This is a genomic window from Pseudomonas sp. LBUM1678, assembly GCF_059695575.1.
This window is the reverse complement of record NZ_CP166775.1, coordinates 3,739,259-3,755,975: the sequence shown is the minus strand read 5'-3', so window position 1 is coordinate 3,755,975 and position 16,717 is coordinate 3,739,259. Positions and strand designations below refer to the sequence as shown.

Annotated in this window: 13 protein-coding genes; 7 read left to right on the top strand and 6 right to left on the bottom strand. The window is 58.1% G+C overall.

Features of this window, described 5'->3' with window-relative positions:
* The 5 genes from pcaF to paaF are packed head-to-tail and all read right to left on the bottom strand — an operon-like array spanning window position 1 to window position 4,783.
* Window positions 1-1,212 carry a 3-oxoadipyl-CoA thiolase gene (pcaF, locus tag ACA070_RS16995; protein ID WP_497447574.1) on the bottom strand — a complete coding sequence of 404 codons (1,212 nt, stop codon included), beginning with the start codon at window positions 1,210-1,212 and terminating at the stop codon, window positions 1-3.
* Window positions 1,205-1,654, bottom strand: coding sequence for a hydroxyphenylacetyl-CoA thioesterase PaaI (paaI, locus tag ACA070_RS16990; protein WP_426117199.1), 450 nt, complete (start codon window positions 1,652-1,654; stop codon window positions 1,205-1,207). Before paaI ends, pcaF begins: the two co-directional genes overlap by 8 nt.
* Window positions 1,647-3,164, bottom strand: a complete 1,518-nt coding sequence (paaH, locus tag ACA070_RS16985) for a 3-hydroxyacyl-CoA dehydrogenase PaaH (protein ID WP_497447573.1) — start codon at window positions 3,162-3,164, stop codon at window positions 1,647-1,649. The genes paaI and paaH overlap by 8 nt, the downstream gene beginning before the upstream one ends.
* A 3-nt stretch (window positions 3,165-3,167) precedes the next feature.
* The gene (gene paaG, locus ACA070_RS16980; protein WP_497451968.1) at window positions 3,168-3,959 is read right to left on the bottom strand and encodes a 2-(1,2-epoxy-1,2-dihydrophenyl)acetyl-CoA isomerase PaaG; all 792 of its coding nucleotides are present in this window, start codon (window positions 3,957-3,959) and stop codon (window positions 3,168-3,170) included.
* Between the two features lie 50 nt (window positions 3,960-4,009).
* On the bottom strand, window positions 4,010-4,783 hold the full coding sequence (gene paaF, locus ACA070_RS16975; RefSeq protein ID WP_497447572.1) for a 2,3-dehydroadipyl-CoA hydratase PaaF: 774 nt from the start codon (window positions 4,781-4,783) through the stop codon (window positions 4,010-4,012).
* Between the two features lie 371 nt (window positions 4,784-5,154).
* Here paaF and paaY point away from each other — a divergent pair, with 371 nt between their 5' ends.
* The 3 genes from paaY to feaR all read left to right on the top strand — a co-directional run bounded on the left by paaY (window position 5,155) and on the right by feaR (window position 7,775).
* A complete protein-coding gene (gene paaY / locus ACA070_RS16970) occupies window positions 5,155-5,754 on the top strand; it encodes a phenylacetic acid degradation protein PaaY (protein ID WP_426117193.1) in 600 nt (199 codons plus the stop codon).
* A gap of 79 nt (window positions 5,755-5,833) precedes the next feature.
* Window positions 5,834-6,757 (top strand): phenylacetic acid degradation operon negative regulatory protein PaaX, encoded by a 924-nt coding sequence (gene paaX, locus ACA070_RS16965; protein WP_497447571.1) that lies wholly within the window; start codon window positions 5,834-5,836, stop codon window positions 6,755-6,757.
* 103 nt (window positions 6,758-6,860) lie between these two features.
* Window positions 6,861-7,775, top strand: coding sequence for a transcriptional regulator FeaR (gene feaR, locus ACA070_RS16960; RefSeq protein ID WP_497447570.1), 915 nt, complete (start codon window positions 6,861-6,863; stop codon window positions 7,773-7,775).
* Window positions 7,776-7,878: 103 nt separating this feature from the next.
* Here feaR and tynA read toward each other — a convergent pair whose 3' ends face one another.
* Window positions 7,879-10,167 carry a primary-amine oxidase gene (tynA, locus tag ACA070_RS16955; protein WP_497447569.1) on the bottom strand — a complete coding sequence of 763 codons (2,289 nt, stop codon included), beginning with the start codon at window positions 10,165-10,167 and terminating at the stop codon, window positions 7,879-7,881.
* Window positions 10,168-10,539: 372 nt separating this feature from the next.
* Between tynA and ACA070_RS16950 the strand changes: the two genes are divergently transcribed.
* From ACA070_RS16950 to ACA070_RS16935, 4 genes are all read left to right on the top strand, one after another.
* A complete protein-coding gene (locus tag ACA070_RS16950; RefSeq protein ID WP_497447568.1) occupies window positions 10,540-12,042 on the top strand; it encodes an aldehyde dehydrogenase family protein in 1,503 nt (500 codons plus the stop codon).
* 623 nt (window positions 12,043-12,665) lie between these two features.
* Window positions 12,666-13,649 carry a helix-turn-helix domain-containing protein gene (locus ACA070_RS16945; protein ID WP_497447567.1) on the top strand — a complete coding sequence of 328 codons (984 nt, stop codon included), beginning with the start codon at window positions 12,666-12,668 and terminating at the stop codon, window positions 13,647-13,649.
* An 82-nt stretch (window positions 13,650-13,731) separates the two neighbouring features.
* Window positions 13,732-15,399, top strand: coding sequence for an amidohydrolase (locus tag ACA070_RS16940; RefSeq protein WP_497447566.1), 1,668 nt, complete (start codon window positions 13,732-13,734; stop codon window positions 15,397-15,399).
* Window positions 15,396-16,454 (top strand): CobW family GTP-binding protein, encoded by a 1,059-nt coding sequence (locus ACA070_RS16935; protein WP_497447565.1) that lies wholly within the window; start codon window positions 15,396-15,398, stop codon window positions 16,452-16,454. Before ACA070_RS16940 ends, ACA070_RS16935 begins: the two co-directional genes overlap by 4 nt.
* The last annotated feature ends 263 nt before the right edge of the window (window positions 16,455-16,717 follow it).

Below are 16,717 nucleotides of genomic sequence, written 5' to 3'. Positions count from 1 at the left end.
TTAGTCGGACAGGCGCTCGATGATCAGCGCGATGCCCTGGCCAACGCCGATGCACATGGTGCACAAGGCGTAGCGACCCTGACGTTCTTCCAATTCATGCAGGGCGGTGGTCACCAGCCGTGCGCCGCTCATGCCCAGCGGATGACCGAGGGCAATGGCACCGCCGTTGGGATTGACCCGCGGGTCGGTGTCGCTCAGGCCGAGTTCGCGCAACACCGCTAGGCCCTGGGCGGCAAAGGCTTCGTTGAGTTCGATCACGTCCATGTCCGCCAGACTTAAGTTCGCCAGTTCCAGTACCTTGCGCGTCGCCGGCAGCGGGCCGATGCCCATGATCCGTGGTTCGACGCCTGCGGTGGCCATGGCGACGACCCGGCCGCGAGCCTTCAGGCCGTGGCGTTTGGCGACTTCCGGGCTGGCCAGCAACAGCGCGCAAGCGCCGTCGTTGACCCCGGACGCATTGCCGGCGGTGATGCTGCCACCTTCGCGAAACGGCGTGCCGAGCTTCTGCAACTGCTCAAGCGTGGTATCGCCGCGCGGGTGTTCGTCATGCTCGACGACTTTGCCCGGGCCTTTGCGCTGGGGGATTTCTACCGCGACGATTTCCTTGGCCAGGCGGCCGCTGGCCTGAGCCGCGCCGGCACGTTGCTGGCTGCGCAGGGCGAAGGCGTCCTGATCGGCGCGGGAGATGTTGAACTGCTCGGCGACGTTCTCGGCGGTCTCCGGCATGGAGTCGATGCCGTAGGCTTTTTTCATCAGTGGATTGACGAAACGCCAGCCGATGGTGGTGTCGTAGATGTGCGCATCGCGGGAAAACGCTTGCTCGGCCTTGCCCATCACCAGCGGTGCACGGGACATCGATTCGACACCGCCGACCAGCATCAACCCGGCCTCGCCACAGCGAATCGCCCGGGCGGCGGTGCCGATGGCATCCAGTCCGGAACCGCATAGACGGTTGAGCGTGGTGCCGGGCACGCTGACCGGCAATCCGGCCAGCAGCGCCGACATGCGCGCGACGTTGCGATTGTCTTCGCCGGCCTGGTTGGCGCAGCCGTAGATCACGTCATCAACGGCATTCCAGTCGACTTGCGGGTGGCGGCGCAGCAATTCGCGCAGCGGCACCGCGCCGAGGTCGTCGGCGCGCACGCTGCTCAAGGCTCCGGCATAGCGGCCAATCGGGGTCCGCACCGCGTCGATGATCAAGGCGTCATTCATTCGGGTTCTCCTGCGTCAGCACAGCGCCGCGCACTTTGTAGGATTTGCCATGGAACAGCGCGATGAGCTGGCCCAGTTGGTTTTCAATGCGTACGTCATAGTTGCCGGTGCGACCGCAACGGCTTTGCTCGATGCAGTCGGCATTCAAGGTGTCGCCCAGGCGCGCCGGGGCGATGTAGTCGATGCTGCAGCCGATAGCGACCGTGGCCTCGTTGTAGCTGTTGCAGGCAAAGGCAAACGCCGAGTCGGCGAGGGCAAACAGGTAACCGCCGTGGCAGGTGCCGTGGCCCTGAATCATGTCGGCGCGCACGCTCATGCCCACGCGGGCTGCACCTGGCGCCACCGAGAGCAGGCGCATGCCCATGGCCTGACTGGCGGCGTCGCGCTTGAACATTGTTTGCGCGCAGGTGCTGGCCAGGTTCATCGCTTCGTGGTTAGTCATGAAAATTTCTCCCTTCGGCGACCCGGCGGCGCAATAGCAGCGACGGCCGATAGCGTTCTTCGCCATAACTGGCTTGCAGGTTTTCCAACACCTTAAGGACATGCGAAAGCCCGATGGCATCGGCCCAGGCAAGGGGACCTTGGGGGTAATTGACGCCGGCGCGCATCGCCAGGTCGATGTCGCTGGCTGAGGCGACGTCTTGTAACAAGGCGTCGGCGGCTTCGTTGGCGAGCATGACCACGGTGCGAAGTACGGCAAGGGCAGGGCTGTCGCTGAGTTGGCTGACTTTCAGGCCGGCCCGCTGCAGCAGAGCGACACCCTGTTGAAGGGCGATGTCATCAATGTTCTCGCAATAGCTGATAGCGATTCGACTGGACTGTGCGTAGTCGAACACCAGGTCCAAAAGGATCAGGTTGTGCAGGCCTTCTTCTTTGGCGCGTTGGCAGGCCATGCGCCCGTCGCTCAGTGCCAGTACGGCGTCACCGACCCGCAGCAATCCGCGGCCATCGCGCTGGATAACTTCAACACCTTGCTCGCGCAAGCGTGAAATCAGAGGTTGTGCTATGCCCAGGTTGCCTTCCGCGACACACGTTTCAACGGGCCGCTTGCTAATGATTGACGCGGGATCGGGGCGTTCGGCAGCTTCGCCGTAGCTGTAAAAGCCTTGGCCGCTTTTTCGTCCCAGGCGCCCGGCGTCCACCAGTTCTTTTTGAATAAGCGAGGGCTGAAAGCGGTTATCACCGTAATAGGCATCAAACACCGAGCAGGTCACGGCATAGTTGACGTCATGGCCAATCAAGTCAGTCAATTCGAACGCGCCCATGGCGAAGCCGCCGGCATCGCGCATCAGCGCATCCAGTGTCGGATGATCGGCGGCACCCTCCTGAAGCAAGCGCAGGCTCTCGGCATAGAATGGTCGGGCCACGCGGTTGACGATAAAGCCTGGCGTCGAGCGGGTATGCACCGGTTTTTTGCCCCAGGCCCTGGCGGTGTCGTACAGGCAGGCCGCCAGGGCTGGATCGCTGGCCAGGCCCGAGACGATTTCCACCAGCGCCATAACGGGTGCCGGGTTGAAGAAGTGCAGGCCTAGCAGGCGTTGCGGATGGCGCAGTTGCGCGGCGATGCTGGTAATCGACAGTGACGAGGTGTTGCTGGCCAGGATGCAGTGCTCGCCGCAAATGTCTTCCAGCTGCCGGAACAGGGCACGTTTGACCTCAAGGTTCTCGACGATAGCTTCGATAATCAGTGCGCAATCGGCCAGGGCTTCGATGTCTTGCACGGCTTGCAGGCGAGCAAGGGTCGCGCTGCGGGATTCGTCGGACAGCTTGCCGTTCTCGACGCGTTTACCCAACTGTCGGTCGATGCCATCGATGGCCTGGGCGGCGGCGCCCGGACGATTGTCCAGCAACAGAACCGAATGGCCGGCCTGTGCCGCGACCTGGGCAATGCCGGCGCCCATGGCCCCGGCGCCGATCACCGCGATGCGTGTGTTGGTATCCAGTACAGTCATGATTCAGCGCCCCTTGAAATTTGGGCTGCGTTTTTCCATGAAGGCGCTGACCCCTTCACGGTAATCCTCGCTGCGCCCGGCCAGGCGTTGCAGGTCTTTTTCCAGTTCCAGCTGTTCATCAAATGTGTTGCTCAAGCTGGCATTGAGGCTGCGTTTGATCAGCGCCAGACCGTAGGTCGGTTGCGTGGCCAGGTGGCGGGCGAGCGTCAGGGCTTCGTTGCGCAGTTCGGCATCGTCGACGACCCGGTAGATCAAGCCCCATTGCTCGGCCTGCTCCGCCGTCAGGCGATTACCGAGCAAGGCAAGCGCCTTGGCGCGGGCCATGCCGACCAGGCGCGGCAGCGTCCAGGTGCCGCCGGAGTCGGGAATCAGGCCGATTTTGCAGAAGGCTTGAATGAAACTCGCCGAGCGTGCGGCCAGGACCAGGTCGCAGGCCAGGGGAATGTTGGCGCCCGCGCCGGCCGCCACGCCGTTGACCGCGCAGATCACCGGCAGCGGCAGGTCGCGAAGTTGGCGGATCAGCGGGTTATAGAACTTCTCAATGGACTCGCCAAGATCCGGCACAGCACTGTCCGGCGCGACATTGCGGTCGCTGAGGTCTTGCCCGGCGCAAAAGCCGCGCCCTTCACCGGTCAGCAACAGGACGCGCACGTCCGGGTTCTGTCGGGCCTGTTTCAACGCTTCCTTCACTTCGCCATGCATTTGCGCATTGAAGCTGTTGAGCTGGTCCGGTCGATTGAGGCTGAGCAGGGCGACGCCGGCCTCGACGGAAAACAGGATGTGTTCGTAGTTCATGGTCATGGCGCTCTCTGAGAGGTCGTTCGAATCAGTGACTGATGGCCGGGTTACTGGCCGGTGAAGGTCGGCGTGCGCTTTTCCTGAAAGGCCCGGATGCCTTCATCACGGTCGCGGGTGCCGGCCAGCACGGTGAACGCGTGGCGTTCGAAACGCAGGCCGCTGGCCAGGTCGGTGTCCATCGCCTTGAGCAATGATTCCTTGGCCAGACGCACGGCCAGCGGTGCTTTGCCGGCAATGGTGCGGGCGATCTGCAAGGCTCTTTCGACGGTGAATTCCGGTTGGGTCACTTCACTGACCAGGCCGGCACGTTGGGCCTGGCGGGCATCGATCGGCTCGCCGGTCAGCACCATTTGCATGGCCATGGATTTGCCGACGGCGCGCAGCAGGCGTTGGGTGCCACCGGCGCCGGGCATGATCCCGAGGTTGATTTCCGGCTGACCGAAACGGGCGTCCTCGCCCGCAATGATGATGTCCGCATGCATCGCCAGTTCGCAGCCACCGCCGAGGGCGAAGCCGTTGACGGCGGCGATCAGTGGTTTGTTGAAGCGGGTGATGGTCTGCCACGACGCTTGGCGCGGGTCATCGAGAATGCCGACCAGATTGCGTTCGGCCATTTCCTTGATGTCGGCGCCGGCCGCGAAGGCTTTGCGGCTGCCGGTCAGGACCACGGCGCGGGTATCGGGATCGGTTTGTGCGGCGTTTAGTTCATCCGCCAGTTCGCCGAGCAATTCGGTGGTCAGGGCATTCAGCGCTTGCGGGCGCTGCAGGGTAATCAGGCGGACGCCCGGCTCGATGAACTCGACAGCAAGGTTTAGAGGCATGGCGGATGCCCTCACGGTGCACGCTCGGCTGTAATGCCGGCTCATTATTGGATCGGCTCGGTGGGCCGGTTTTGCCTGAGTATACCTATAACGTGATACGTAAATACAATAGTAAAACTGATTTAATGTGTCTTATTGATGGCTGGTGTGCGTTTTTATGGCGGTCTTATGAGGAGGGTGATGACCAGATAATCTCCAGTTTTATTGGTTTCAATGGCTTAGGTAGACGCATTGCTGGGCCTTCTTCAAGCGCCGGGATTAAGTGATACGGTTTTTTGTCTTTGTGCTGGTAAAAGCGATGTGATACAAAGTGACTCCATATCGGCATCGCTTTGTAAATAGACCCGGCATTGCGCTTAAAGGAACGTCCCATGACTTGCTACAGCCTCGATGGCTTGACCCCGGTGGTTGATCCCACTGCTTACGTTCATCCGTCGGCCGTCCTGATCGGTGACGTGATTGTCGGCCCCCATTGCTACGTCGGGCCGCTGGCCAGTCTGCGCGGGGACTTTGGGCGGATCGTGCTGGAAGAGGGCGCCAATCTGCAGGACACCTGCGTGATGCACGGCTTTCCAGACAGCGACACCGTGGTCGAGCGCAACGGCCATATTGGTCATGGTGCGGTGTTGCACGGTTGCCGGATCGGCGCCGATGCGCTGGTGGGCATGAATGCGGTGGTGATGGATAACGCGCGCATTGGCCCTCGCTCATTTGTTTCGGCAGCGGCCTTCGTCAAGGCCGGATTCGAATGCCCCGAGCAGTCACTGGTGATGGGCGCGCCGGCCAGCGTCAAGCGCAGCCTCAGTGATGAGGAGGTGTCGTGGAAGCAGGCGGGCACCCGCGAATATCAGCAACTGGCCAAGCGCTGCCTTGAGCAGATGCAGGTCTGCGAACCGCTGACCGAGCCGGAACCCGATCGCCCACGGATCAGCGATAGCGGTTTGCGGCCCAAGGGGGCGGTGGCGCTATGAGCATGCAGCGCAACAGCACGGTGGTCACGCGGGCCGGTCGCCGGGTATATTTCAGCCTTTTTTCCTGTCTGGTACGCCCATGTCGTCCCTTGCTCCGTTGAATTCTCTTATCACGCGCTTTCAGGAGCAGACGCCGATCCGCGCCAGCTCGTTGATCATCACTTTGTACGGGGATGCCATTGAACCCCACGGCGGTACAGTCTGGCTAGGCAGTCTGATCCAGTTGCTCGAGCCTATCGGTATCAACGAACGGCTGATCCGTACCTCGATCTTTCGCCTGACCAAGGAAGGCTGGCTGACCGCCGAGAAAGTCGGTCGCCGTAGCTACTACAGCCTGACCGGCGCTGGTCGGCGCCGCTTCGACAAGGCCTTCAAGCGGGTGTACAGCTCCACAGTGCCGGCCTGGGACGGTTCCTGGTGTCTGGTGATGCTCTCTCAGTTGACGCAGGAAAAGCGCAAGCAAGTGCGTGAAGAACTGGAGTGGCAAGGTTTTGGTGCAATTTCGCCGGTAGTACTGGCTTGCCCACGCAGCGACCGAGCTGACGTCAACGCGACCTTGCTCGACTTGGGGGCTCAGGAAGAGACCATCGTTTTTGAAACCACCGCCCAGGATGTGTTGGCGTCCAAAGCGCTGCGCATGCAGGTGCGCGAGAGTTGGAGCATTGAGGAACTGGCGGCCCACTACAGTGAGTTCATTCAGTTGTTTCGCCCGCTCTGGCAAGCTCTTCGCGAGCAAGAGAATTTGCAGCCTTCGGACTGCTTCCTGGCGCGAGTCCTGCTTATTCATGAATATCGAAAGTTGCTGCTGCGCGACCCGCAGTTACCCGATGAGCTATTACCCGGGGACTGGGAAGGGCGTGCGGCACGGCAGCTGTGCCGCAATATTTACCGGTTGATCTACACCAAGGCCGAAGAGTGGCTGAACAGTGCACTGGAAACGGCCGACGGCCCGCTGCCGGACGTCGGTGAAAGTTTTTATCGGCGTTTTGGCGGGCTCAAATAGCCTGCCATCGTTCAGGGAGTAATCGCTGTTCAGGAGATCCGAAGCGTCCCGATTTATCGTGGATTGGCGTAGAAAATAAAAATAAGCCTGCGTGAGGCCTGACATGATTTCTACAACTGCACAACGCCGTGATGGGTTTGATCAGTGGATCCATCAGATCAATCAGATCTGCGGCGCCTTCAACGCACAAACCCTCGGCGCTGAGTTTTCCGGCCAGATCCGGGAATACCAAAGCGGTGCGCTGAAGCTCAGTTTTGTCGATGCCTGCCAGGCTCGGCTGTACCGCACACCGCTGGAAGTCGCCGCTGGTGAAGGGGGGAAATACTTTGCGGTATTCCAGCTCGATGGCACTGCCGGTATGGCCCAGGGCGACAATCGGGTATCACTGTCAGCCGGTGATATCACGCTGATTGACGCTTCACGCCCCAGCGACTTCACCTACAGCGAGAACTCGCGGCAGTTGTCGCTGATTCTGCCGTACCCGTTGGTTGAGCAGACCCTGCGCTTCAATCAAGTCAAGTGCGGTCATCGGATTGCTGCGACTTCACCCATCGCGGTGCTTTCTCGCCACCTGATACTGGATGCCACTCGCCAGAAAAACCTGAGCCAGCAGGAAAGCGAAGCGACCTTGCTGGCCGTTGTCAGCCTGCTGCGCCCGGCTATCAGCTATACAGAAGACTGCAGTGATTTGCATGAACGGATCTTTCGCAAAACCCTCGACTACATTGATGATCATATCCGTTCGGAAGACCTCTGCCCTGAATGGCTGGCGCGGGAAGTCGGCATGTCGACCCGTGGGCTCTATCGGATGTTTGCCAAGAAGGGGCTGGTGGTCGCGCGCTACATCAAGAATCGCCGACTGGATTTGTGCGCTGAATCCCTGCGCCAGTCGGGCATGGAGCAGAAGTTGTCGGTACTGGGTTACTCGTGGGGGTTCTCCGATTCGAGCTACTTCTCCACGGCGTTCAAATCCCGCTTCGGGATTTCTCCTGGGGAATACCGCAAGCAACACGCTTGATTGCAGTGATGGTCGCTGAACGATTGCTGTGGCATTCGGGGGATGGGCTTTAAATACGTACGAAAAAGGAGGCTCCTCAGGAGCCCCCTTTTTAGTGCCTTGTTTATTTCGGTGCGTTCAAGTTCAAAGTGGGCGTTTCATCGAAGAAATTCCAGGGTTTCAACAGTACATGAACCCACTCGGTTGGCATGATTGGCCACTCTTCGGCCCGGGCGATGTGAGTAGTGCCGGTGGTCAGCCAGACAACATCATCGGTATTTTCGATGGACTGGTTATCGTGGGTGAACTGCCCTAACCCAGCGTCTTTGTCTGAACGATTAGGGTACTTACCTTCTGGGTACTTCTCTTCAGGATTGTAGCGAGTCACCCAGAGTTGCTTGTCCATGAAGCTCAGGCGGTGATAGAGCCATTCGTCCTTGCCAAAGTTGGCGCCTTTGGCTACCGGGTGCGTACCGCCGGCATAAGGAATCAGTTGGTAGGAAACCGGGTTGCCGACTTTGTTTTCCTTGCTGAAGTTGGTCAGCAGGCGGACGGTCGAGGGGTCGAATTTCTGTGCAGCCTGCTGTTCGGTGCCGACCACGTTGTGCTCGGTCTGCATCGTACTGGTCCGCGGCCCGCCACGGTCGTTCGCGGCAACCACCGGGTTCACTTCAACCAGTGAGTTGTTTTCACCGTCAACATCCATATCCAGACGGAAGTTGTAGATGTGCTGGTGGGTGGTGCCGACGATGTTGTGGTCCAGCAGGGTGCCGTAGCGGGTGTCTTCCTTGGCCGTGGCCTCATGCATGGTTTTGGATTTCACACCCTTGACCGCTTCGATCCCGGTGGCACCGGCATCGATGCCAATGGTGCCGTTTTGCTGGAAGACCCAGTCGAAGATGTAGTCGTAGTTGCCGACGGTGCTGATCCAGCGCACCACCAGTTCACGACGTTCGGTGCTGAGGTTGGGCTGGCCCATCTCCTGGTGTTTGTACTCCGGGCCGGCGTAGCGCTCGAACACCGCCATCGCGCGCGGGATCGAAGTCGGTGCGCCGGTGTAGTCGGCAATCGTCGCGTCCAGCAGCACGGCGTTTTCCGGAGCGTCCTTGCCGCGCGCGATTGGCGAGGTCAAGGTGCCCATGCCGTAATCGCCCGAGTCGAGATAGGCCTTGAAGTACCAGCCGCCATCGGGGTCGCCGTAAGGCACGATCATGCCGCCCAGCGAGCCCTCGTACATAATCTTGCGTTTCTTGCCCTTGTCGTCATAGGTGACTGTGGACAGGATCGGGCCGACCCGCGAATCGAGGCGAACATGAAAGTCCCAGTTCTGCCAATGAATACTGTTGCCGGTAATGGTGTAGTTTTTCCCCTCGGGCTCAATGATTTCCAGCGGCTTGACCTGCGTGCCTTTGCGGCCACGCCCGTCATAGGGTGTTGGTTTCATCGGGACCGGGATGATCGCCTCGTCTTCGATCTTGATCAGTTTCTTTTGCTCCAGGTCGACAATCGCGACCAGGCCCTCGATCGGATGCGCCCAGTAGTTGCCGTCATCGGTGTTGAGGTAACTGACGATTTTCAGCAGTCGTTTGTCCTGCGCCAGGCCGTCCTTGCCATCGAAGTAACCGACGGTCAATGGGGTGGCCACGACCTTTTTGACGTCGGTGATGCCGCGCTTGACCAGTGCTTGCGCGTATTCCTGGCTCGATTCAATGGCAGACTGCACAGTAGCGAAGTCATCCAGCAAGACCATGCCGTGAGCGCCTTCGACGGGTTTCCAGGACTTGAGTGTCTTGCTGTCGAGATCGACCAGACCCTCGATCACATGCTTGCCATCGAGCACCACGATATTGGCCTGGCGAGGTTGGGTTACGTTCTGGCCGGTGTAGACGAAATTCCAGACCTGATCCTTGGGTGGCTCATTGACGGAAACTTCGGTGAAACGAAAGCCGGGCTTGTAGTTGGCGGAATTCTTGACGACATCCACCGCCGCCTTGATTTCGTCGGCGCTCAGCGGGTTGAGCGGGTTAGGGCGGGTCTCGACGACAAAGGTCTTGTCCAGGCCGGACTGGAATACCTGGTTGATGAAGTCCTTGGACATGAACGCGGTCTTGTCTTTGAACACCACCGGTACCGACAGCTCCAGCCGCTTGCCGTTAAACATGGCCACCTTGCTGTCCGGTTTGACCTTGAGGTAGACACCGTCCTTGGCAATGACAAACAGGTTGGCATAGTTGTCCCATTTGACCGTGGCGCCAAACTCCTCAAGGGTCGATTGTAGAGGTACCATTTCGGCAGCTGCCCCGTGGGCATTGGCATTGGATATCCAGCAAGGCAACCCGAGCGTGCCCAAGGTAATGGCCAGCGCGAGTCGGGCAAGCGGTTTTGTTTTTAGCAACGCAACGGACGTGAACATTTCTGAATTCCTTGAGACGAGCCGGGGACAGGCACACCTGCACTTTGCTACAGCTGGTGGATAGCTTCTTTTTGATTCTTGCCAGAAACCTTTTGCTCTGTGCCTAAATCAATTTTTCCCGACTGGCGAATCATCGAACGTGTGAGTAGTCGGGACTGGAGGGAAGGTAAAGTAAAAGTCACTGACCCACTCATAGCCAGCGAGCCATCTGAATTCAAATTGGCAGGGATAGAAACCGGTCTGGCACAGATGAAAAGTCAAACGGGCAATGGCTGAATTAGTCTCTAGCTGAGAGCGCTGTTACTCATATCGTGTCGTTGGTGAGTATTACAGTGGGCCGTTATTTCCTATCATCAGCGCGAGGCAAGGATCATGAATAATAGTAATAAGGTCGCGACCCTGGACAGGGTCAACGCCTTTTTGAAGCAACGCCGTGGCTTGTACATCGATGGCGGTTGGGTAAGCGCGCAGTCCACCAGCACCTTGCCGGTCTACGATCCTTCAACGGGCCTTCAGATTGCCTCCACCGCCGACGCCAATGAGTTCGATGTAGAACTTGCTGTGAAGTCGGCCCATGAAGCTTTTCTTTCTGGCGTATGGTCTCGCCGTCTACCCGCAGAGCGCGAACGTATTTTGCTGCGCTATGCCGACTTACTCGAACAGCATGCGGAAGAACTGGCTCAGTTGGAAACCCTGGAGCAAGGCAAATCGATTGCTGTTTCGCGGGCCTTTGAGGTGGGCTGCACCTTGAACTGGATGCGCTATACAGCAGGGCTGACCACCAAAATCTCGGGGCGTACGCTGGACCTGTCGATCCCTGTTCCCGCAGGGGCTCGATATACCGCGTACACGCGCAAAGAACCCATTGGAGTGGTAGCCGGAATTATTCCCTGGAATTTCCCGCTAATGATTGGCATGTGGAAGGTGATGCCAGCGCTGGCGGCCGGCTGCTCGATCGTGATCAAACCCTCAGAAATCACTCCCTTAACGTTGATGCGCATGGCCGAACTAGCCACAGAAGCGGGTGTTCCTCCGGGGGTATTTAATCTGGTGACAGGCAGCGGCAGTGTGTGCGGTAAAATCCTGACCACCCACCCATTGATCAGCAAAATTAGTTTTACCGGCTCGACCGCCACAGGTAAGGGTATTGCCCGCAGCGCCGTGGACCGGCTGACCCGAATTACTCTTGAGCTGGGTGGCAAGAATCCGGCCATCGTACTCAAGGACGCCGACCCGAAGCAGGTGGTAGAAGGGTTAATGATGGCCAGTTTTCTGAATCAGGGTCAGGTATGTGCCGCAAGTTCACGCATTTACATAGAAGCCCCTCTTTTCGACCAGTTGGTGGGCGATTTCGAGCTGGCGGTCAAAGGGCTTTCGATTGGGGCGGGCATGGATCCAACCTCTCAAATCAACCCGGTCGCCTCTAAAGCACATCAACTGAAAATCGAGTCCTACCTGGCAGAGGCTCGCACCCACAATGCTGAGCTGATCAGCGGCGCAATGGTGCCGAACAATGAAGGCTTTTATGTCTCGCCTACATTGGTCATCAATCCCGATGATAGGCTGTCGCTGACCCGCGACGAAGTGTTTGGTCCTGTAGTAACCCTGACGCGGGTTGCTAATGTTGAAGAAGCGCTAAGCAAGGCCAACGATACCGAATACGGGCTCACGGCCAGTTTATGGACCAGTAGTTTGTCGGCCGCCATGGACCTGACACCACGTATTGAGGCCGGTACGGTATGGGTCAACAGCCACACGCTTATTGATGCGAACATGCCTTTCGGTGGTTTCAAGCAGTCTGGTAATGGACGAGATTTCGGTGTCGATTGGCTCGATGCTTTTACTGAAACCAAATCTATTTGCATACGGCATTAAGCCTTCATGACTAACGGTGGTTCACAATCTGATCGTTGTGAACCATTGGTCGTCGTTTCCCTGGCTTGGGTGTTCTTGGGTATTGGGAAGATATTGCCCCAGGCAGAGTATATGTTGGGGATTGGTCTCAATCCGACGTCGACTTGCAAAACGATTACAAGATTCAAGAATTCTCAAATGCATTTTTCAATGCCGGGCGGTATCACGTTGTCGCAGACCTTTGTCATGGATAAATACGTCATAGCAGCAAAGCTTCCCGCTCTGCCTCGTCATCCGGCAGTCCGGAAACCCACCTGATTAATCGATTGGGACGACACCTCTGTGTCGTGCCGAGTCGATTACTAACGCTGTCACTGCAAGAGATGACGGCGTTCAAGGTTATCGGTTAAACCTTTTTTACATTCGGATCATGAGTGCTGCCTCGATCGCATCACTTTTACATTCGTGAGAGGAGCTTGCTCGTTAAGGTCAGAGGTTCGATCGCTATCAGCAAATGTCGAAGTTGACGCTGCCATGCAGCTTGTCACTATCCATTTCCGGCACAATCTTCAGGCGGTTGCTGGCGCGGAATGAAACTTGCTGAGCCTCAACCTGTAAGCCTTGAGTGCGGACAGGATTTTCCAATGAACAATAATAATGTCTTGGTACAAGCAACCTCCGGATTCTCGACGGGACCGGCCTCTCATCTTCATCGAGTGCAAACCAGCGACATTGATGAACATGCCCACAATTTGAGTGGTTGGCGGATAGAGTACGACCAGTTGAGTCCCGGTCGCTTCCAGGGCGAGTTAATCGAGTTTCGTTCTGACTGGTTGCAACTCGTCCGCGACCGCTCTAATCAGGCCATGACCAAAAAAGGTGCGGCCAGGGAGGGCACGGTTACCTTCAGTGTGCCTTTGAGTCGTCAGGGGGATGTCCATTGTTCCGGGCATCTGATTCGTGAGCCAAGTGTGCTTGTGGCACACGGCGACAACCTGCCTGAGATACGTATTCCACAGATCATGGATGTGCTGATTGTGGCTATCGAGGAGCGGGCTCTTGAGCATGTGCTGGGGTGCCAGGGGAGTCGTTTTCGGATTACTGATTTTCCCACCTGTTACCGGCTCGGTGACTCCACAGTGGATGGCGAACTTAAAGTATTACTCGATGAGCTACAGGAGGGCGGCCAGAGTGGGGATTTCCTGTTGGGAGATGAGTCGATTCGCCGTGGTATTCGCGATACGGTGATGTTGCATTTACTTGACGTTGTTGAGCTTGATCAAACGCCACCGCTCAACCCCACTGCGCGTAAACGGATGGTTGACCGGGCTCGTGAGTTTGCCCTGAGCCACCTTGACGAGCCGTTCTCGATCCTTGATCTATGCAACGGCATAGGAGCCAGCCGACGCAAGCTTCAGTATTGTTTTCAGGAAACCCTGGGGATTAATCCTGTGGCCTATTTACGGGCTCTGCGCCTTAATGCAGCGCGCCGTGAATTGCGAGATAGCACGTCTTCGGTCTCTGTGCAGAAGGTCGCTGCACGTTGGGGGTTCTGGCATTTGAGTCGGTTTTCCGCTGATTATCGGGCTATGTTCGGCGAGCTGCCTTCGCAGACCCAACATCGCTGAAATCTTTGCCAATATCGGATAACTCTCGCTCGCCCCCGCTCTCTAGGATGCCCCTACACCAATATCTGCGAGCCAACCTCCTATGACGACTTCTCAAAATACTGATGGGGATCTAATTTTTTTCAATGGCGCCATCTACACGATGAACGCTGATTACCCATGGGCCGACGCGCTGGCAATACGTGACGGTCGCCTGATTGCCGTGGGAAGCGAGGCCGCTGTTCGTGCAACCGCGTCGTCCCGGGCACGAGTCATCGATCTCCAGGGGCGGATGGTCATGCCCGGTATCATCGACGTGCATAACCATTTTCTGTTTGCCGGACGCGCAGAACTATATGAAACGGGTTTTCCTCCCAACCTCTCACTTCAACAGGTGCTCGAGCAGGTTCGTCAGGCCGCTATGAAGCAGCCGCCCGATGGCTGGGTAGTCGGCGGTATCTGGGGCAGCGGCCTGCTCGGCGAGTTGACGTTGGAGGCCCGTCAAGCCTTGGATGAGGCTGCTGGCGGCCGGCCGGTAATGCTTAGGGACGACTCGCACCACAATCGCTGGGCCAGTTCCGCTGCCTTGCGTCTCGCCGGCATCGATGCCGCCACGCCGAATCCGCTCAACGGTGAGATTGTTCGCGATCCTGCTACTGGCGAGCCGACGGGCCTGCTGCTGGAGTCGGCCTCATCGCTGGTCGAGGCCGCCGTGGGCAATGCTCTCGCATCATCGCCGCAACTTGACATTGATGCCGGCGCGCATGCATTGCGTCGACTCAATGCTTGCGGCATTACAGGGTTTCAGGAAGCACTCACATCGCGTCCGGTGATGGATGCCATCAAGGCGCTTGCCGATTCAGAGCAGTTGACGGCGTGGGTCGTAGGTTCACTGCCCGTCGTAGAGGCGGCACTCGCGCCGGGAGAATGGGGCGAAACCTTGTTCGCGCTACGTGATAGCTATCGCAGCCGTCATTTTCGCCCCGATGCCGGCAAGATCTTCCTTGACGGTGTGCCGACCACGCGTACCTCGGCAATGCTGGAACCCTATCTACCCGATGCCCTTCACGCTTGCTGCTTTCGCGGCGCGACCCTGCTGAGTGTGCCGCAGTTGGCGCGTGCGTTATCCGACTGCGAGGGGCAGGGTATCGCTGTGAAAATCCACTGCACAGGGGATGGCGCTGTACGGGCTGCACTTGACGCCATTGAGGTTGTGCGCAGCTTCAACGGGCTCGGGTTGATGCATCAGATTGCCCACGCGAGTTTTATACATCCGGACGATATACCGCGCTTCGCCGAGCTCAACGTGGCCGCAGATTTGTCGCCCATGATTTGGTTTCCGGGCATCTTCATTGAAGCGATTCGTGCGACCGTGCCGCTGGAGAGGGTAGAGCACTATTGGCCAAATCGGGACCTTCACGAGTCGGGTGCGCTGATTGCTGGTGGCTCGGACTGGCCGGTGACACCGGATCCGAGTCCCTGGACCGGGATTCAGGGCATGGTCACCCGACGCGATCCCAGCGGGCGGTTTCCTGGGGCGCTTTGGCCCGAACAGGCGCTTGATCTGGCCACGGTGTTGCGCGCCTACACGCTTAACCCGGCGCGAGCGATGAGCATCGCAGACGAGACGGGCTCAATCGAGGTTGGCAAATCCGCTGACTTGATCATTCTCGACCGTCATTTGTTCAACATCCCGGTCGACGAGCTGGCTGCGACTCGCGTTCTGGCGACCTGGTTCGAAGGCCGTATTGTGTATGAGCAGACGCCATGAAGGACATTGTCGATTCACGCATACCTGTGACGTTGTTGACCGGTTTTCTCGGTAGCGGGAAAACCACCGTGCTCAATCACCTGCTGCAGCTTCCCGAGTTGGGGAACACGGCGGTCATCATCAATGAGTTCGGAGAGATAGGGATCGATCACCTGCTAGTCGAAGAGGTGAGTGAAAATTTGCGAGTACTAAACAGCGGTTGCCTGTGCTGCACGGTACGCGGTGACTTGGTCGATACACTCCTGGAGCTCAACGCCAGGCGTGAGCGAAAGGAAATCACCGGGTTCACTCGGGTCGTCATCGAAACCACTGGTCTGGCCGATCCAGCGCCAGTGCTGCACACCCTAATGGTCGACCCTGACATCATCAGCCGATATCGTCTTCACTGCGTTGTGACTACCGTAGATGCTGTCAACGGCATGGGCACTCTTGATCGTCATACCGAAGCGGTGAAGCAGGCTGCGGTGGCTGATTGTCTTCTGCTGACCAAGACTGACCTGGTTGCTGGCGAGGTAGTCGATACCCTGAGTGCGCGTTTGCGGGCCCTCAATCCAACTGCCCCGATGCGATATGTGGTCGATGGAAATGTCAGTCCGGACGATGTGCTGGGAGCCGAAGAGTACGACCCATTACGCAAATCGGCTGACGTCAGCGCTTGGCTGTCGAATGAGAAATTCAGTGATGGTCATAACCATCACGGGCATCATCATGACGTGAACCGTCATGGTGATCGTATAAGGGCTCATTGTATTGTGCTGGATGAGCCGGTAGAGGAGGTGGCCTTTTTCCATTGGCTGGACCTGATGGCATCCATGCGCGGCGAATCTATGCTACGTGTGAAAGGTCTTGTGCATCTGGTTGAGTATCCTGAAGAACCGTTGGTCATACACGGAGTGCAGCACATATTTCATTCACCGCAGAAATTGCCATCATGGCCTTCGGCTGACCGGCGCACGCGTATCGTCTTCATCACGGAAGACATCGACTATGCCGATATCGTTCGCACCTTTCAAAAGTTCGTAGGTGTGCACCCGATCATTCCTCAGCATCTCTGATTTCCTGGAACGCAACTCCCTGGCTGTTGCATTCTTGCCAGGGAATTGGTCGAGAAGTAAAGGGCTTTCACGCGTCCATGCGATGCGACAGTGGCGTGGCAGGCAGATGAAGGAACACGACCCCCAAGCGAAGAGACCAGGCCATAATCGAGACTGTCGATTCAAGCGCCCACGAGCAGCGGCAGGCCGGTGGTCAGAGCGGCGGCGAAGGGCATCTGCCAACGCCTGCCACTAGGGGGTGATAGTTAACAACAGGCGTAGCT